Genomic DNA, 16,040 nt, shown 5'->3' on the forward strand with positions numbered 1-16,040 from the left:
AATCGGCCGGCGTCGAGTGTGAAACGATCTCGACGGCGGCATCTCTTCACGAGGCCCGATGACCTGGACCCATTACCTCCCCGCGCTCCTCAAGGGCGCCCAGGTGACGGCGGAGATCGCCGTCGCCTCGACCGTGCTCGGCGCGGTCCTCGCCTTCGCCGCGGGCATCGCGCGGGTGGAGGGCGGACGCGTCCTGTCGTGGATCGCGCTGGTCTATATCGAGATCTTCCGTGGCACCTCGCTCCTGGTGCAGCTGTTCTGGCTCTACTACGCCCTGCCGCTGGTGGGCGTTTCGTTCAGCCCCGTCGTCACCGGCATTGCCGGCCTCGCCCTCAATATCGGGGCCTATGGGGCGGAGGTGGTGCGCGGGGCGCTGCTGGCGGTGCCGCCGCAGCAGCGCGAGGCGGCGCGGGCGCTCAATTTCGGTCGGACGCACACGCTGCTGCGCATCTGCCTGCCGCAGGCGGTGGTGGAGATGATGCCCTCCTTCGGCAACCTGGCGGTGCAGAACCTCAAGGACACCTCGCTGGTCTCGCTGATCTCGATCAGCGACCTGACCTTCCGGGCCCAGTCGCTGCGCAACATCTCGCTCGACAGCGTCACGATCTATTCGATGACGCTGATCGGCTACTTCGTCATGGCGCTGGTGCTGACCGCGCTGATGCGCTGGCTGGAGGCGGCGCTGCGGCGCGGGCCGGCCTTCCCGCGCAGCGTGCACGGTTGAGGGGCGCGCCATGATCTACGGCTATGCCTGGGACACCTCCTCCAGCCTCGCCTTCGCCCTGTCGATCCTGCCGATCCTCGGCATCGGCCTGATCGTCACCCTGGAGGCGACGGTGGCGGGCTTCGCCATCGCGCTCGTCCTCGGCCTCGTCTTCGCCTTGCTCCGGCGCAGCCGGCTCAGCGTTATCGCCTGGCCGACGGCCGCGGTGATCGAGTTCATCCGCGACACGCCGCTCCTGGTCCAGCTGTTCTTCCTCTATTACGTGCTGCCGGTCTACGGCATCACCCTGCCGGCCTTCCTCACCGGCGCCATCGCGCTCGGCCTGCAATATTCGGCCTATACGTCGGAGGTCTACCGCGCCGGCCTCGACGCGGTGCCCAGGGGCCAATGGGAGGCGGCGGTGGCGCTGAACCTGACCCGGGCGCGGACCTATCGCGACATCGTGGTGCCGCAGGCGATCCCGCGGATCGTGCCGGCGCTCGGCAACTACCTCGTCTCGATGCTGAAGGAGACGCCGGTCCTCTCCGTGGTCACGGTGGTGGACATGGTCAACCTCGCCAACCTGATCGGCGACCGCACCTTCGAATACCTCGTGCCGCTGTCGCTGGTCGGCCTGATCTTCCTCATCCTCACCCTGCTGTGCTCGGCCGGCATCCACAGGCTGGAACGGGCGCTGCCCAAGAGCGGGATTGCCATGCGATGACCGATGCTCCCACGCCGGCTGACCCCGTCATCCGCTTCGCCGGCGTCACCAAGCGCTTCGGGCCGCTGACGGTGCTCGACGATTTCGACTTCGCTGTCGCTCCCGGCGAGAAGGTGACGCTGATCGGCCCGTCCGGCTCCGGCAAGTCGACGGTGCTGCGCATCCTGATGACGCTGGAGCCGTTCCAGGAGGGCACGCTGGAGCTGGCCGGCATCGCCTATCACCAGCCCAAGGGGCGCGGCGCTTTCCGCGCCAGCGAGCAGCACCTGCGCCAGATCCGCACCCATGTCGGCATGGTGTTCCAGAGCTTCAACCTGTTCCCGCACATGAGCGTGCTGCGCAACGTGGTCGAGGCGCCGATGGTGGTGCTCGGCCTGGCGCGGGTCGAGGCGGAATGCCGGGCGGTCGACCTCTTGCGCATGGTCGGCCTCTCCGACAAGAAGGACCATTATCCCAGCCAGCTCTCCGGCGGCCAGCAGCAGCGCGTCGCCATCGCCCGCGCCCTGGCGATGCGCCCGCGCGTGCTCCTGTTCGACGAGCCGACCTCGGCGCTCGACCCGCAGCTGGTCGGGGAAGTGCTGGGCGTCATCCGCTCCCTCGCCCACGAGCACGACCTCACCATGCTGCTCGTGACGCACGAGATGCGCTTTGCCCGCGAGGTGTCGGACCGGGTCTGCTTCTTCGACAAGGGGCGCATCGCCGAGCAGGGGGAGCCGGAACGGATCTTCACCAACCCGGAGCACCCGCGGACGCGGGAGTTTTTGCAGTCGGTGCTGTAGGGGGGCTTCAAGCGTTTAGAGAACGGGTGGCCTGACGAGACCGGATGTACCATCAACCGCGACGTCATGGACGGGCTTGTCCCGTCCATCCACGCGACCACCGTCCGTGCAGTGAAAGTCACCGGCCGATGTCGTGTCGAACACGGACCCTCGTCACGTTCGCGTGGATGGACGGGACAAGCCCGTCCATGACGTCGAGGTTCGTGCGCGATGGGCGGCCCCATCCGCGACCGTCATGGCCGCGCTCGACGCGGCCATCCAGGCGATCTCACAGGGGCGAAAGAGAGGCCTGCCCCGACAGATCTTCGGTGGCCGGCTGGACGAACCGACACTTCGTCGGCCGGCACGCCCGGGAACCGAGACCTCCTCGCGGGCGGACGGCCTAGCTTCTCCAAGACGCCACCGGAGACGCTTCGATGACCGCCGCTCTCGCCCTCAAACGCGACAGCCATCCCGCCCTCGGCCGGCTCGCAGACGGCCGCCTGCTGCGCGAGCTCGCCTATGTCGACGGCCACTGGACCCACGCCCCCGATGCCGCGAGCTTTGCCGTGCGCGACCCGTTCTCCGGCGCCGTCCTCGCCCATGTCGCTGCCCTCGGGCCGGAGGCGGCGGCGCGGGCGGTCGATGCCGCGGCGCGGGCCTTTCCCATCTGGAAGGCGCTGACGCCGCAGGAGCGGGCCGGCCGGCTGCGGGCCTGGCACGGGCTGATCCTGGCGGCCCGCGAGGACCTCGCCCTGCTGATGACCCTCGAGCAGGGCAAGCCGCTGGCCGAGAGCCGCGGCGAGATCGACTATGCCGCGTCCTTCGTCGAGTGGTACGCCGAGGAGGGAAGGCGCCTCAACGTCGAGAGCGTCACCAGCCATCTCCCCGACGCGCAGATGCTGGTGACGCGCGAGCCGCTCGGCGTCGCCGCGCTGCTGACGCCCTGGAACTTCCCCGCCGCCATGCTGACGCGAAAGGCCGCGGCCGCACTGGCGGCGGGCTGCACCGTGGTGGCGCATCCCTCGTCCTATACGCCGCTCTCGGCCCTGGCCCTGGCCGAGCTCGCCGACCGGGCCGGCCTGCCGGCGGGCGTGTTCAACGTCGTCACCGGCGAGGCGGCGCCGATCGCCCGGCGGCTCTGCGAGGACGTCCGCGTGCACGCGGTCAGCTTCACCGGCTCGACCGAGGTCGGCCGCCTGATCGCCGGCCAATGTGCGCCGACGGTCAAGCGCCTCATCATGGAGCTCGGTGGCAATGCGCCGCTGATCATGTTCGACGACGCCGATCTTGAGCGCGCGGTCGAGATCGCGGTCGGCGCCAAGTTCGCCACCTCGGGCCAGGACTGCCTGGCCGCCAACCGCATCTATGTCCAGCGCGCCCTCTACCCCCGCTTCTGCGAGGCCTTCGCCCGACGCGTCGCCGCGCTGAAGGTCGGCAGCGGCCTGGAGGTGGGGATTGAAATCGGCCCGCTGATGCATGAGCGCGCCGTTGCCCGCACGAGGGCACGGATCACGGACGCGCTGGCCCGCGGCGCCCGGCAACTGGTCGGCGAGGCTCCGGCGCCCGGGCCGCTGTTCGTGACGCCGACCCTGCTGGTCGACGTGCCGGAGGAGGCCGCGATCATGCGCGAGGAGATCTTCGCCCCCGTCGCCGCCGTCGCGTCCTTCGACACCGAGGCCGAGGTGATCGAGCGGGCCAATGCCACCGAATACGGCCTCGTCGCCTATGTCGTCACGCGCGATGGCGCCCGCGCCCTGCGGATGAGCCGCGCCCTCGCCTACGGCATGGTGGCGGTCAATCGCGTCAAGCTCACCGGCCCGCCGATCCCCTTCGGCGGCGTCAAGCAGTCGGGCCTCGGCCGCGAAGGCTCGCGCCACGGCCTGGAGGCTTTCACCGACCTCAAATATACCTGTCTCGATCTCGCCTGAAGGGAAACGCCATGCTCGACCGCGCCTCCGACAACGAATTGACCGCCTGGGACCGCGATCACTTCTTCCACCCCTCCACCCACATGGCCCAGCACGCCCGCGGCGAGACGCCGAACCGCATCATCACCGGCGCCGAGGGGGTCTACATCACCGACCGCGCCGGCAAGCGCAGCCTCGACGCCTTTGCCGGGCTCTACTGCGTCAATGTCGGCTATGGCCGCAAGACGATCACCGACGCCATTGCGGCGCAGGCGGCGGCGCTGCCCTATTACCACGCCTATGTCGGCCACGGCTCGGAGCCGTCGATCCGCCTCGCCAAGATGATCATCGACCGGGCACCGAAGGGCATGAGCCGGGTGTTCTTCGGCCTGTCCGGCTCGGACGCCAACGAGACCAACCTCAAGCTCGTCTGGTACGTCAACAACGTGCTGGGCCGGCCGGAGAAGAAAAAGATCATCTCGCGCTGGCGCGGCTATCACGGCTCCGGCTTGATGACCGGCAGCCTCACGGGCCTTGCCGCCTTCCACAACCTGTTCGACCTGCCGAAGCCGCCGGTGCTGCACACCGAGGCGCCGTATTATTTCCGCCGGGCGGACCGCTCGCAGAGCGAGGACGCGTTCTCGCAAACCTGCGCCGACAAGCTGGAGGAGCTGATCCTGGCGGAAGGCCCCGACACCGTCGCCGCCTTCATCGGCGAGCCGGTGCTCGGCACCGGCGGCATCGTGCCGCCGCCCAGGGGCTATTGGGACAAGATCCAGGCCGTGCTGGCCAAGTATGACATCATGCTGATCGCCGACGAGGTCATCACCGGCTTCGGGCGCCTCGGCTCGATGTTCGGCTCGGACCATTACGGCATCCGGCCGGACCTGATCACCATCGCCAAGGGCTTGACCTCGGCCTATGCGCCGCTCTCCGGCGTCATCGTCTCGGAGAAGGTCTGGCGCATCCTGGAGCAGGGCTCGGACGAGTTCGGCGCCATCGGCCATGGCTGGACCTATTCCTCGCACCCGCTCTGCGCCGCCGCCGGCGTCGCCAACCTGGAGCTGGTCGACGAGCTCGGCCTGGTCGACAATGCCCGCGAGGTCGGCGCCTATTTCCGCAAGGGCCTGGCCGATGCCCTGGGATCGCACCGCCATGTCGGCGAGGTCCGCGGCGAGGGGCTGCTGGCCGCGGTGGAATTCGTGCGCGACCGCGACGACCGCACCTTCTTCGACACGAGCGAGAAAGTCGGCCCGCGCGTCGCCGCGGCGATGCTCGACAACGGCGTCATCGGCCGCGCCATGCCCCAGGCCGACATCCTGGGCTTCGCCCCGCCGCTGTGCCTGACGCGGGAGGAGGCGGATGTGGTGGTGGATGCGGCGCGGAAGGCGGTGGAGGGCACGCTCGGGCGGTGAGGGGGGCTCGAGACCCCGCTCCCGGCCCATCTCGGGTGTTCCCGAGATGGGCCTGTGAGTGAGCAATTCGGAGAGATAGCACGTGCTTTGCCCTGCTCCCTTGCAGCGTCCGGACATTGGCCGTACATTTGCGAAAGGAGGCCAATGATGCCAAACCCTCTTTCCAAGCCGGGTCGCAATCGCGTCCGGGCCGAGCGTCTCGAAGCGCGCGTCACCGCGGAACAGAAGCACCTGATCGAACATGCCGCCGCCCTTCAGGGACGGACGGTGACGGATTTCGTGCTGTCCAGCGTGCAGGACGCCGCTCGCCGCGCCATCGAGGAGCATCAGCGGATCGAATTGTCCCTGCGGGACAGCCAGGCCTTCGTCGCGGCCCTGCTCGATCCGCAGCCGGTGAACGAACGCCTGCGCGACACCGTGCGCCGCTATCGCGACTTGACCGGCGCCTGACGGAGGGCTCTCGACGTGGAGGGGGCCTTTCGGGTCGAGGCGCTCGCCCCGCATCACGATCGCGCGTCGTTCGCAAGCGGCGTCGAACCGCTGGACCGGTATTTTCGGACCCAGGCCGGCCAGGATGCCCGGAAGAACGTGGCGGCGCCGTTCGTGCTGGTGCTGCCCGATGGAGCGATCGCCGGCTACTACACCTTATCCGCGACCGGCATAGGGCTCAGCGAGTTGCCGGCCCAGACGACGCGCAAGCTGCCACGCTATCCGCTCCTTCCGGCGACGTTGCTTGGCCGTCTGGCCGTCGATCTGCGCTATCGCGGCAGGGGGTATGGCCGCCTGCTGCTCGCCGATGCGCTGCTGCGGTCCCTGCGCAGCGAGATTGCCTCCTTTGCCGTCATCGTCGATGCCAAGGACGATGGTGCACGCCGATTCTATGAACGTGAGAGCTTTTTGCCGTTTCCCGATCAGCCCAAGAGGCTGTTCCGGCCGATGGCCGATATTGCGGGCCTGTTCGATCGATGAGGGGATGATCGCGAAGGTAGCAAGCCCGCCGCGGCGATTTGCACCTGCGCCGTGGCGTCGCAACGATCGGCGCCGCGCCGGGCATGCCATGCAGGCCTGCTTCATGAGGCCCATCGTGCTCGATCCCGTCCGCGCGGCTGCAGCGCGCAGTTGCAGAGGGTCGAAACACAGGCCGTCTTCGCCTCGGTGGGCGTGATCGAGCGGCAGCTCAGCCTTGCCGCCCCCGCTGAACGATGCGTGCTGCCGAGGCGGCAATGGGAAGCTCGGCTGACGCCATGGCGGAGAGGCGCGCCGCCCCTTCGGCCATCCCCGCTTGGCTGTTGCGCCCCACCGTTCCGCCTGCCATGCTGCTTCAGGGGGATGAGCCTCGGCTCCCGGCACCGCAGCGACGATCGGACAGGATGGCGAAACGGGCCCACCCCGCGCTGACCTCGCTGGAACGGGTGGTCCTGCTCGCGCTGGTCGTCGCCGCCGTGCTGGCGGCGGGGCTGCACCGAAGCGTCGAAGCGAACGAGGCGGTCTGCCGTTTCTATCGCGTGCAGCCCAAGACCCTTATCGTCAGCGATGCGCCAGGTGGCACCCGCTTCATCGACATGCTGACGGGCGCCGACCTCGTCTGCGTCGTGGGCCGGGAGCGCCGGAGCGGGCGCGACTGGGCCCTCGTCGGGGACAAGCGCGGTCCCGGAGCGCGCAAGCCGATCGGCGGCTGGGTGGACCTGCGGGCCCTGGTCGCGCTGACGGCCGCGGAAGCTCGCGGCCTGGATGACGCCGTGCCGCCGGCGGCGGCACAGCAGGCCGAGACTTCGCCGCCTGCGGCGCCGGAGGAAAAGCTCGACGGCGCGATGATGTCGAATGCTCCGACCAAGGCCGCCCCGACCGCAGCCAGCACCGCCACCGCCCGGGGCACCATGAAGGATATCCCCGAGGACATCCTGTTCGACCAATTGCTGGACGACGGGCCGCCGGAGGTGAAGGGCCACTCGATCGCGGAGCTGATCACCAGCGTGCCGCTGGTGGCGCCGATCCCGGGCATGGACCCGGCGGCGTGGCAGCAACCCTGCTCCAGCTGTCACAAATGGGACAAGGCGCAGCTGTGCAAGCAGGGTAAGGTCTATGCCGGCACGCCCGAAACGGAGGACCGCAACGCCCATCCCTTCGGCACCGCGTTCAAGATCATGCTCGAACACTGGGCCAAAGGCGGGTGCCGTTGAGCGCGGCGGGGGCCGCGGACACAGGACCTCCACCATCGGCAGCGATGCCACCACACCTGTCATTCAGACGCAGCGTTCGGGCGAGGGCGATATGCGACGGTTTTTCGGTTTCGGATTGCTGCTGCTGGCCGCGTTGCTGGCCGGCCAGGGCGCGGCGAGGGCACAGGACTGGGCGCTGAACGGGGCGGAATCGCGATTCTACATGCAGACGGCCAAGAACAACGCCGTCATCGAGACCCACCAGTTCTCCATCCTCGACGGGTCGGTGAAGGCGGACGGCACCGCGACCGTGCAGGTCGACCTGACCTCGGTGGCCTCGGGCATCGACGTGCGCGACGTGCGCATGCGCTTCCTCTTGTTCGAGACCTTCAAATTCCCGAAGGCGATGATTTCGGCGAAGCTGGACATGAACAAGCTTCGCGGCGTGCTGACGGCGACGCGCCTGACCTATCCGCTGGAGGTCAGCGTCACGCTGCACGGCGTGACGGCGCCGATCGAGACGGAGGTGTTCGTGACGCGCCTCGACGACAAGACCGTTTCGGTCGCGACCGCCAAGCCGATCGTGGTGAAGGCCGAGACGTTCGGCCTCGATGCGGGCGTCGCCAAGCTCTCCGAAGCGGTGGGCGGCGTGCCGATCGTGCGCGCCGCGTCCATCACCTTCGACCTCGCCTTCCAGACCGGCGACATGATCCCGGAGATCGAGGCGCAGCGCACGCGCACGCTGGAGCAGAAGCAGGCCGAGGAGACGAGCCAGATGTCGGGCGAAGCCTGCCAGACGCGCTTCAGCGTCATCTCGACCGCCGGCTCGATCTTCTTCCGGACCGGCAGCGCCGAGCTCGATTCGGCCAGCGAGCCGCTGCTCGTCAGCGTCGCCGAGATCGCCCAGCGCTGCCCGGAGGTGCACGTCAAGGTCACCGGGCACACGGATGCGGTCGGCAGCCACCAGGCCAACCAGATCCTGTCGGAAGAGCGGGCTCGCACGGTCGCGACCTTCCTCGCCTCCCGGGGCGTCGACGTGAAGCGCATCGAGGCGAGCGGCCGTGGCGATACCCAGCCGGTCGTCGCCAACGACACCGAAGAGCACCGCGCCAAGAACCGGCGGATCGAGTTCCAGGTGGTGAGCGAGTAGGGGGAGGGCAGGCGCCGCTGGCCGGCCGACACAATGGTCGCTGGCGGCGTCGCTTGCCGGCTATCCGTGCAATTTCGAGGACGCCGGATCACACAGCGGCTGGTCGGATCACCTGCGCCACATAGTCCGCCAGCAAGTCGAGATCCTCCGCGTCTCCGCGCGCCGCCACCACCTGGTCCGGCCGGAGCAGCACCCAGCCCGGTCCGTCGACGCGGTAGCGCTTGCGCACGGCCTGGTGCGGATCGCTCCGGGCGTCGAGCGCGATCTGCACCAGCGCGCTCCCGAGGCCGTCGGTGAGGCTGCCGAGGGCTGGGGGGCAGGCGCCGTCGTAGAAGAGCAGCAGCGTGTGGTGGGTGGCGCCGAGCTGCGGCCACAGCGTGCCCTGCGCTCCGGTCCCCGGCTCGGCCAGGGGCGCGTCGAGGGCGCGCGTGCCGACATCGGTGCGCGCGGGTCGCCGCGGCGGGTTGCCGAGCGCGACGAGCGGGCCGTCATGGTAGACGATGTCGGTCTCCGAGAGCTGGAGCTGCAGCTGCCTCTGCGCCGCCGGCAGCTTGCCGATGATGGTGACGGCAAGGTCGCGCGCCAGGCGAGCGACCGTGCCGCCGGCGAAGGCCACGTGCAGGCGCTGCGCCGAGCTCCTGATCACCTCGCGGGCGATCGGCCGCCGCTCCGCCTCGTAGCTCTCCAGCAGGATCTCGGCATTGCCCCGGCCCTGCAGGACATGGCCGAGCTTCCAGCCGAGGTTGACCGCATCCTGGATGCCGGTGTTCATGCCCTGGCCGCCGGCCGGGCTGTGGATATGGGCGGCGTCGCCGGCGAGGAAGACGCGCCCGACGCGGTAGCGCGCTGCCAGCCGCTCGTTGGTGCGGAAGGTCGAGAGCCAGCTCGGGTCGCCGAGGCGCGTCCCCGGCGGGCCGTGGCGGTCCATCTGGCCCTGCAGCTCCTCGAGCGTCGGCTGGCTGGCGTCGTCGGCGTCGGGCCTCGTGGTGAAGATGCGCCAGACGTGGTCCTCGAACGGGAACAGGGCGACGGTGCTGCCATTGTGCCACCAGATGTAGATGCTGCGGCGGTCGAGCCCGCCGCCATCGATCCTGACGTCGCCGAGCACGAACATCTGCGGCTCGGTATAGCCCTCGAAATCGATCGCCAGCGCCCGGCGCACGGTGCTGCGCGCCCCGTCCGCGCCGACGAGATAGCGCACGCGCGTCTCTTCCTCGGTGCCGTCGGCGCGCTTCAGCGTGGCAGTGACGCCGGCGCCGTCCTGGGCGAGGCCGGCAAGCTCGACACCGCGCTCGACCTCGGTTCCCAGCACCGCCAGCCGGGCGGCGAGGATCGCCTCGGTGCGAGACTGCGGCAGCAGCAGCGGATAGGGATAGGGGCTGTCGATGCCCTCGCCCACGGCGAGCGTCGCCAACTGCCGGCCGCCGTCGCCGACCACGAGCCCGTGGAGGCGCACGCCGTCAGCCAGGAACTGCTCGACGACGCCCATGGCCTGCAGCGCCTCGAGGCTGCCGCTCCACACCGCCAGCGCCTTGGAGACCGTCGCCGGCGCGGCGTTGCGGTCGACGATGCGCACCGCGATGCCATGCAGGCGCAGCATGATGGCGAGGGACAGGCCGGTCGGCCCGGCGCCCGCGATGAGAAGCGGTGTGCTCGTAGCGTCCGCCATCGGTCCCCCCGGCGAATGAAGCGGCCCCGGCCGCTGCGGGCGAGGACTGTAGCGCCGTGCTCAGGGTTTGGTAACGACTGGAGACGTGCTTCGCCGATCAATTCGCGCCGGCGGCCGCGGCTGAATCCGGTCTTCTCCTCGGCTCTGCAGCCATATCCAGCGCGAAGGCTCGACTTGGGCGGAGGCGATCAGGCTTGTTTGCCGCATTGCCGCCCCGGTGGTCGGGCCGTGCGCCCCTGCGAGGCTCACAGCGTGTCGAGCAGGCCGGCCTTGACGGCACGGATCCGGTCCTCGTCGCGCCGGTAGAAGATCCACTGCTTGATCCGCTTCGAGCTGACCATGCCGGCCTGGACCAGGACGCGCATGTGCTCGCTCAGCGTCGCCTGGGTGATGCCGAGCTTCTCGGCGAGGAGCAGGGCGCAGACGCCGTCCTCCACGAGGTCGCCGTCGACCTGGGGCGGGAAATGGGCCCGGGGGTCCTTCAGCCAGTGCAGAATCGCCAGGCGCCGCTCGTTGGCCAGGGCCTTGATGATGTCGACGGCTTGCATTTCGTCATTTTGCTAAGTAACTGAATATCTGTCAATCGGCAGCGAGACGATCATGACCTTCGAGACCGCGATCACACCCGAGCGCATCGCCGAGATGGAGCGCCTGGTCCGGCCCCATGTCCGCCACACCCCGGTCCTGCCGGTCGACAGGGCCGAGTTCGGCCTGGCTCCCGGGCCGCTCGACCTCAAGCTCGAGCTCCTGCAGCATTCCGGCTCCTTCAAGGTGCGCGGCGCCTTCGCCAATCTCCTGACCCGCCCGCTGCCGGCTACCGGCGTGGCGGCCGCCTCCGGCGGCAATCACGGGGCAGCCGTCGCCTATGCCGCCATGCGGCTCGGCGTGCCGGCCACGATCTTCGTGCCGAACGTCACCTCGCCCGCGAAGGCCGAGCGCATCCGCGGCTATGGAGCCGAGCTCGTCGTCGGCGGCGAACGCTACGCCGATGCCCTGGCCGCGAGCCGGCATTTCGTCGAGGAGCGCGGCGCTCTCGCCGTCCACGCCTTCGACCAGCCGGAGACGCTGCTCGGCCAGGGCGGCCTCGGCCGCGAGATCGAGGCGGACCTGCCCGGCATCGACAGCCTGCTCGTGGCCGTCGGAGGCGGCGGCCTGATCGGCGGCATCGCCGCCTGGTTCCGCGGCCGCGTCAAGGTCGTGGCGGTCGAGCCCGAGGGCTCGCCGACATTGTGGCGGGCGTTCGAGGCCGGCCACCCCGTCGACGCCGAAGCCGAGGGCATTGCGGCCGATTCGCTCGCGCCCCGCCGGGTCGGGGAGCTGATGTTTCCGATCGCGCAGGCCTTCGTCGAGCGTCCGGTCCTGGTCTCCGACGACGACATCCGCGCCGCGCAGCGGGCCCTTTGGGACAGGCTGCGGCTGGTGGCGGAACCGGGGGGCGCCGCTGCCTTCGCGGCGCTGCTCTCGGGCAAATACGTCCCGGGCAGGACCGAGCGCGTCGCGGTGCTGCTCTGCGGCGCCAACACGGATGCGGTCCGGTTCGGCTGAAGTGGGCCCTGCCTATCCCTGCTCGGGCCGGCGGGCGGGATGGACCTCTCCCCCGATCCAGGTCCGCCTCGCCGCCAGCTCGTCGTCGAGATGGACGAGGTCGGCGCGGTGGCCGGCCACGATCCGTCCCCGGTCGCGGTCGAGGCCGAGAAACTCCGCGGGGTAGAGGCTCGCCATGCGCAGCGCCTCGCCCGGCGCGAGGCCGAGATGGCCGACCGCGTAGCGCAGGCCCGCGTCCATCACCAGGTCGGAGCCGGCCAGCGTGCCGTCGTCCAGCGTCAGCACGCCGTCCCGGCGGGTGACGCGCCGGCCGTTGAGGATGAAGACGTCGCCGCTGTCGCCGGCCGGCGGCATGGCGTCGGTGACCAGGAACAGGCGGCCCGGCCCCTGCTTGGCCCTGAGCGCGATGGCGAGCGCCGCGGGATGGACATGGTGGCCGTCGGCGATGATGCCGCACCACAGCCCGCCATGGGCCAGCGCCGCGCCGACCACTCCCGGGGTGCGGTGCTGCAGCTGCGACATGGCGTTGAAGAGATGGGTGACGCCGCGCGCTCCGGCATCGGCGGCGGCCATCGCCGTCTCGTAGGATGCGTCGGTATGGCCGAGGCTCACCGTGACGCCGCCCTCGACCAGCCGCCGGATCAGGCGCGGCGCGGCATTCTCGGCGGCAACGGTGAGCAGGATCGTGCCGATGCCGGCATCGAGGATCAGGTCGACATCGGCGTCGGTGAGCGGGCGGATCAGCGCCGGGTCGTGCGCGCCCTTGCGCGCCACCGACAGGAAGGGGCCTTCCAGATGGATGCCGGCGATGCCCGGCACGCCGGCCGCGATCGCCTGGCGCGCTGCGGCGATCGCCTGGCTCATGCCTTCGGGATGATCGGTGATGAAGGTCGGCAGCAGCGCCGTCGAGCCGAAAGGCGCATGGGCCGCGGCCAGCCGGCCGAGCGAGGCGGCGTCGGGCGTCTGGTTGAACAGCACGCCGCCGCCGCCATTGACCTGCGCGTCGATGAAGCCGGGCGCCAGGATGCCGCCGCCGAGAGCTTCGACTCGGATGTCGGCCGGCAGCTCCGCCGCCGGCGCGACGCCGGCGATCCCTGCGCCGTCGATCAGCACGGCATGACCGTCGAGGAAGCGCGAGCCGGTGAAGACCCGCGCGCCGGTGAGGGCGGTGAGAGCCATCAGATCGTCTCCGTCACCTTGCGCAGCAGCGAGGGACTGTCGGGATCATGGCCCCGCGCCCGCGCCACCGCCTCGGCCAGCCCGTAGAAGGAGGCGAGCATCAGCACGGGGTCGAGCAGGGGATGGCCGCAGGAGGCGAAGGGCAGGACCCCCGGCCCGGCCGGGCCCGCCTGCGCCGTGAACACCCGCCCGCCGGCGGCCCGGAGCCGGTCGATCGCCTCGCCCATGGCGGCATGGGCGGCGTCCGCCGGGCGGAAGGCCAGCACCGGGAAGCCCTGGTTGAGCAGCTGCAGCGGGCCGTGCATCACCTCGGCGCCGCTGAAAGCCTCGGCATGCAGCACCGCGGTCTCCTTCAGCTTCAGCGCCGCTTCCGAGGCCATCGGCATCGACGGGCCGCGGCCGACGACATAGGCCGATTGCGCCGCCTGCAGCACCGGCAGCGCCTCGCTCCAGTCCGCCGCGACGGCGGCCCGGAGCGCCTCGGGCAGCTTTCGCAGGGCGGCGCGCAGCCCGGCATCGTCGGCCCATTCGGCGACCAGCGCCGCCAGGACCGTCGCCGAGGCCAGGAAGGTCTTGGTCGCCGCGACGCTCGTCTCGACGCCCGCATGCAGCGGCAGCACCGCGTCGGCGCCGGCGGCGAGCGGGGAGTCCGCGACATTGACCACCGCCACGGCGAAGGCGCCGGCCTGGCGGGCCGCCGCCTGCAGGGCGACGATATCCGGGCTCTTGCCGGACTGGGACACCGAGATCACCAGCGCGCCGTCGAGCCGCAGCGGCGCCCGATAGATCGAGGCGACTGAGGGGCCGATCGAGGCGACGGGGATGCCGGTGAGGATCTCCAGCACATATTTGAAATAGGCGGCGGCATTGTCGGAGGAGCCGCGGGCGCAGGTCACGACCACGCGCGGCGCGAGCTGCCGCAGCCTCGGCCCGAGGGCCGCAAGGGTTGCCGTCTCACGCTCGAAGAAACGCCCCACCACATCGGGCGTCTGCCGGATCTCGGTGGCCATGGCGGTGTCGGTCATGGGTCTCGCCTCAGGGTCAGCTCGGCGACGAAGTCGTAGGCGTCGCCCCTATACCAGGATTGGGTGAACTCGGCCGGCGTGCCGTTGTCGAGATAGGACAGGCGCTCGATGGCAAGCGCCGCGGCGCCGGGCGCGACGTCGAGCAGCAGGGCGTCCTCGGCCGAGAGATTGGCGGCGCTCAGCCGCTGCAGGGCGCGCACCGGGCGCACGCCGCGGGCCGTCATCGCGGCATAGAGCGAATCGGCGACCAGGGTGGGGTCCGGCAGGTGGCGGGTGGGGATGGTGGCGAGCTCGATCGCCATCGGCACGCCGCCGGCCAGGCGCAGGCGCTTGAGGCGGCAGACGGTCTCGCTCGGCGAGAGCGACAGGCGCATCGCCTCCTGCGGGGAGGGGAGCGAGACCTCGCGCGCCAGCCAGCGCACGGTCGGCTCCAGGCCGCGCAGGCGCATGTCCTCGCTGAACGAGGTGAGGCGCGACAGGGCCTGCTCCACCCGGTGCGGCGGCGCGGCGACGAAGGTGCCCGAGCCCTGGCGCTGCTTCAGGAGCCCGCCTTCGACCAGGCCGGACAGCGCCTTGCGCACGGTGACGCGCGACACCGACAGCGCCTCGGCAATGTCGCGCTCGCCGGGCAGGGCGTCGAGCGGGCGCAGGTCGCCGCGCTGGATCGCCGCCTTGATGCGGTCCTGCAGCCGGAGATAGAGCGGTGCCGGATCGTCCGCCGACAGGCCTTCGGCGCCGAAGATGGCAATGATCCGGCTCATGCGGCCTCGCGGCGGGCGAGCGCCAGGGCGCCGTCCATGGGATCGCCCTCGGCGGCGACCAGCACCGGCGCGAAGCGCTCCGGCAGCCAGGGCCGGTAGGGCTCGGCGAGGCCGCCCACCAGCACGATGCGGCTCGCGCCGAGCGCCATCAGCCGGTCGAGCTGGGCGCCGACGCCGGCCACCGCCTCGTCGATCAGGGCCTCGGCCACGGCGTCGCCCGCAGCGCGATGCTCGAACACCAGGGGGGCGAAGCGGGCATAGTCGCGCGCCACGGCCGATTTGGCCCAGATCACCGCCTCGGACGGGTCGTCATGGAACCGCGCCATCACGGCGCGGGTCAGGGCGGAGCGCGGGGCGAGCTCGTCGATCGAGAGGATCGCCGCCCGCACCGCGGCGCGGCCGAGGATGGCGCCGGAGCCGTCGTCGCCGATCTGGAAGCCCCAGCCGCCGACCGCGGTGGCACGGCCCTGGACCAGGGCGAGGCCCTGCGAGCCGGTGCCGAGGATCAGGATGGCGCCGTCGCGGCCGCCATGGGCGCCGAGGCAGGCGGCGACCGCGTCGGAGGCGACCGCCACGGCGGCATAGCCGAAGGGCTCGGCCGCGATCGCCGCGGCCAGGCTCGGCACGTTGGCGCCGGCGAGGCCGAGGCCGGCCCGCACCCGGCCGAGCGCGCTCGCGTCGAGCCCGGCGGCATCGAGCGCCGCGGCCGTCGCCGCCCGGATCGCCGTTGCCGCGACGTCGACGCCGAGCGTCAGGTTCGACGAGCCGGCGACGCCCTCGCCGAGCACCAGGCCGGCCGCGTCCGTCAGCCGGGCGCGGCTGTTGGTGCCGCCGCCGTCGAGTCCGAGATAGAGGGCGTCCGCCATGGCTTTCTCCGCAGGGGCGACAATACCAATTTAAACCATTTTGTAAATTCGGAAGGCCGATGGCCAATTCCGGCTGGCCGCCCCGACAGGTCGTGCTCCCCCATTCCGGCCGCGCTACCCCAGGGGCCTGCGGTGCGTCCGGTGCCTTGGGTGGTCGACCGCTCCGCCGCTCTGCA

16 protein-coding genes are annotated in these 16,040 nt (G+C 70.8%); 10 read left to right on the forward strand and 6 right to left on the reverse strand.

What is annotated here, in order from left to right:
* The first annotated feature begins 58 nt into the window (after nt 1-58).
* The 9 genes from ehuC to QO011_RS26430 all read left to right on the forward strand — a co-directional run bounded on the left by ehuC (nt 59) and on the right by QO011_RS26430 (nt 8,819).
* On the forward strand, nt 59-724 hold the full coding sequence (gene ehuC, locus QO011_RS26390) for an ectoine/hydroxyectoine ABC transporter permease subunit EhuC (RefSeq protein WP_307278832.1): 666 nt from the start codon (nt 59-61) through the stop codon (nt 722-724).
* A 10-nt stretch (nt 725-734) separates the two neighbouring features.
* Entirely contained in the window at nt 735-1,427 is a 693-nt protein-coding gene (gene ehuD, locus QO011_RS26395) for an ectoine/hydroxyectoine ABC transporter permease subunit EhuD (RefSeq protein WP_307278835.1), read from the forward strand.
* Nucleotides 1,424-2,206 carry an ectoine/hydroxyectoine ABC transporter ATP-binding protein EhuA gene (gene ehuA, locus QO011_RS26400; RefSeq protein WP_307278838.1) on the forward strand — a complete coding sequence of 261 codons (783 nt, stop codon included), beginning with the start codon at nt 1,424-1,426 and terminating at the stop codon, nt 2,204-2,206. The genes ehuD and ehuA overlap by 4 nt, the downstream gene beginning before the upstream one ends.
* 416 nt (nt 2,207-2,622) lie before the next feature.
* Nucleotides 2,623-4,116, forward strand: coding sequence for an NAD-dependent succinate-semialdehyde dehydrogenase (locus QO011_RS26405; RefSeq protein WP_307278841.1), 1,494 nt, complete (start codon nt 2,623-2,625; stop codon nt 4,114-4,116).
* A gap of 11 nt (nt 4,117-4,127) precedes the next feature.
* Entirely contained in the window at nt 4,128-5,510 is a 1,383-nt protein-coding gene (locus tag QO011_RS26410; protein WP_307278845.1) for an aspartate aminotransferase family protein, read from the forward strand.
* A gap of 147 nt (nt 5,511-5,657) precedes the next feature.
* Nucleotides 5,658-5,960 (forward strand): type II toxin-antitoxin system TacA family antitoxin, encoded by a 303-nt coding sequence (locus QO011_RS26415; RefSeq protein WP_307278848.1) that lies wholly within the window; start codon nt 5,658-5,660, stop codon nt 5,958-5,960.
* A 15-nt stretch (nt 5,961-5,975) separates the two neighbouring features.
* A complete protein-coding gene (locus QO011_RS26420; protein WP_307278852.1) occupies nt 5,976-6,479 on the forward strand; it encodes a GNAT family N-acetyltransferase in 504 nt (167 codons plus the stop codon).
* Between the two features lie 275 nt (nt 6,480-6,754).
* Complete coding sequence (locus tag QO011_RS26425) at nt 6,755-7,690, forward strand: hypothetical protein (RefSeq protein WP_307278856.1); 936 nt, start codon at nt 6,755-6,757, stop codon at nt 7,688-7,690.
* A gap of 91 nt (nt 7,691-7,781) precedes the next feature.
* Nucleotides 7,782-8,819: an OmpA family protein gene (locus tag QO011_RS26430; RefSeq protein ID WP_307278859.1), complete on the forward strand. Its 1,038-nt coding sequence runs from the start codon at nt 7,782-7,784 to the stop codon at nt 8,817-8,819.
* An 88-nt stretch (nt 8,820-8,907) separates the two neighbouring features.
* Here QO011_RS26430 and QO011_RS26435 read toward each other — a convergent pair whose 3' ends face one another.
* Nucleotides 8,908-10,488: an FAD-dependent monooxygenase gene (locus QO011_RS26435; RefSeq protein WP_307278862.1), complete on the reverse strand. Its 1,581-nt coding sequence runs from the start codon at nt 10,486-10,488 to the stop codon at nt 8,908-8,910.
* Between the two features lie 245 nt (nt 10,489-10,733).
* Nucleotides 10,734-11,036: an ArsR/SmtB family transcription factor gene (locus QO011_RS26440; RefSeq protein ID WP_307278865.1), complete on the reverse strand. Its 303-nt coding sequence runs from the start codon at nt 11,034-11,036 to the stop codon at nt 10,734-10,736.
* A gap of 52 nt (nt 11,037-11,088) precedes the next feature.
* Here QO011_RS26440 and QO011_RS26445 point away from each other — a divergent pair, with 52 nt between their 5' ends.
* Nucleotides 11,089-12,033 carry a threonine/serine dehydratase gene (locus tag QO011_RS26445; RefSeq protein WP_307278868.1) on the forward strand — a complete coding sequence of 315 codons (945 nt, stop codon included), beginning with the start codon at nt 11,089-11,091 and terminating at the stop codon, nt 12,031-12,033.
* Between the two features lie 12 nt (nt 12,034-12,045).
* Here QO011_RS26445 and nagA read toward each other — a convergent pair whose 3' ends face one another.
* The 4 genes from nagA to QO011_RS26465 are packed head-to-tail and all read right to left on the reverse strand — an operon-like array spanning nt 12,046 to nt 15,864.
* Nucleotides 12,046-13,215, reverse strand: coding sequence for an N-acetylglucosamine-6-phosphate deacetylase (gene nagA / locus QO011_RS26450; RefSeq protein ID WP_442358308.1), 1,170 nt, complete (start codon nt 13,213-13,215; stop codon nt 12,046-12,048).
* Entirely contained in the window at nt 13,212-14,237 is a 1,026-nt protein-coding gene (locus QO011_RS26455) for an SIS domain-containing protein (RefSeq protein WP_307278873.1), read from the reverse strand. Before QO011_RS26455 ends, nagA begins: the two co-directional genes overlap by 4 nt.
* Nucleotides 14,234-14,998, reverse strand: coding sequence for a GntR family transcriptional regulator (locus QO011_RS26460; RefSeq protein ID WP_307278877.1), 765 nt, complete (start codon nt 14,996-14,998; stop codon nt 14,234-14,236). The genes QO011_RS26455 and QO011_RS26460 overlap by 4 nt, the downstream gene beginning before the upstream one ends.
* Nucleotides 14,995-15,864: a glucosamine kinase nucleotide-binding domain-containing protein gene (locus tag QO011_RS26465; RefSeq protein WP_307278882.1), complete on the reverse strand. Its 870-nt coding sequence runs from the start codon at nt 15,862-15,864 to the stop codon at nt 14,995-14,997. The genes QO011_RS26460 and QO011_RS26465 overlap by 4 nt, the downstream gene beginning before the upstream one ends.
* Between the last annotated feature and the right edge of the window lie 176 nt (nt 15,865-16,040).

It is taken from the genome of Labrys wisconsinensis (assembly GCF_030814995.1).
GTDB lineage: Bacteria > Pseudomonadota > Alphaproteobacteria > Rhizobiales > Labraceae > Labrys > Labrys wisconsinensis.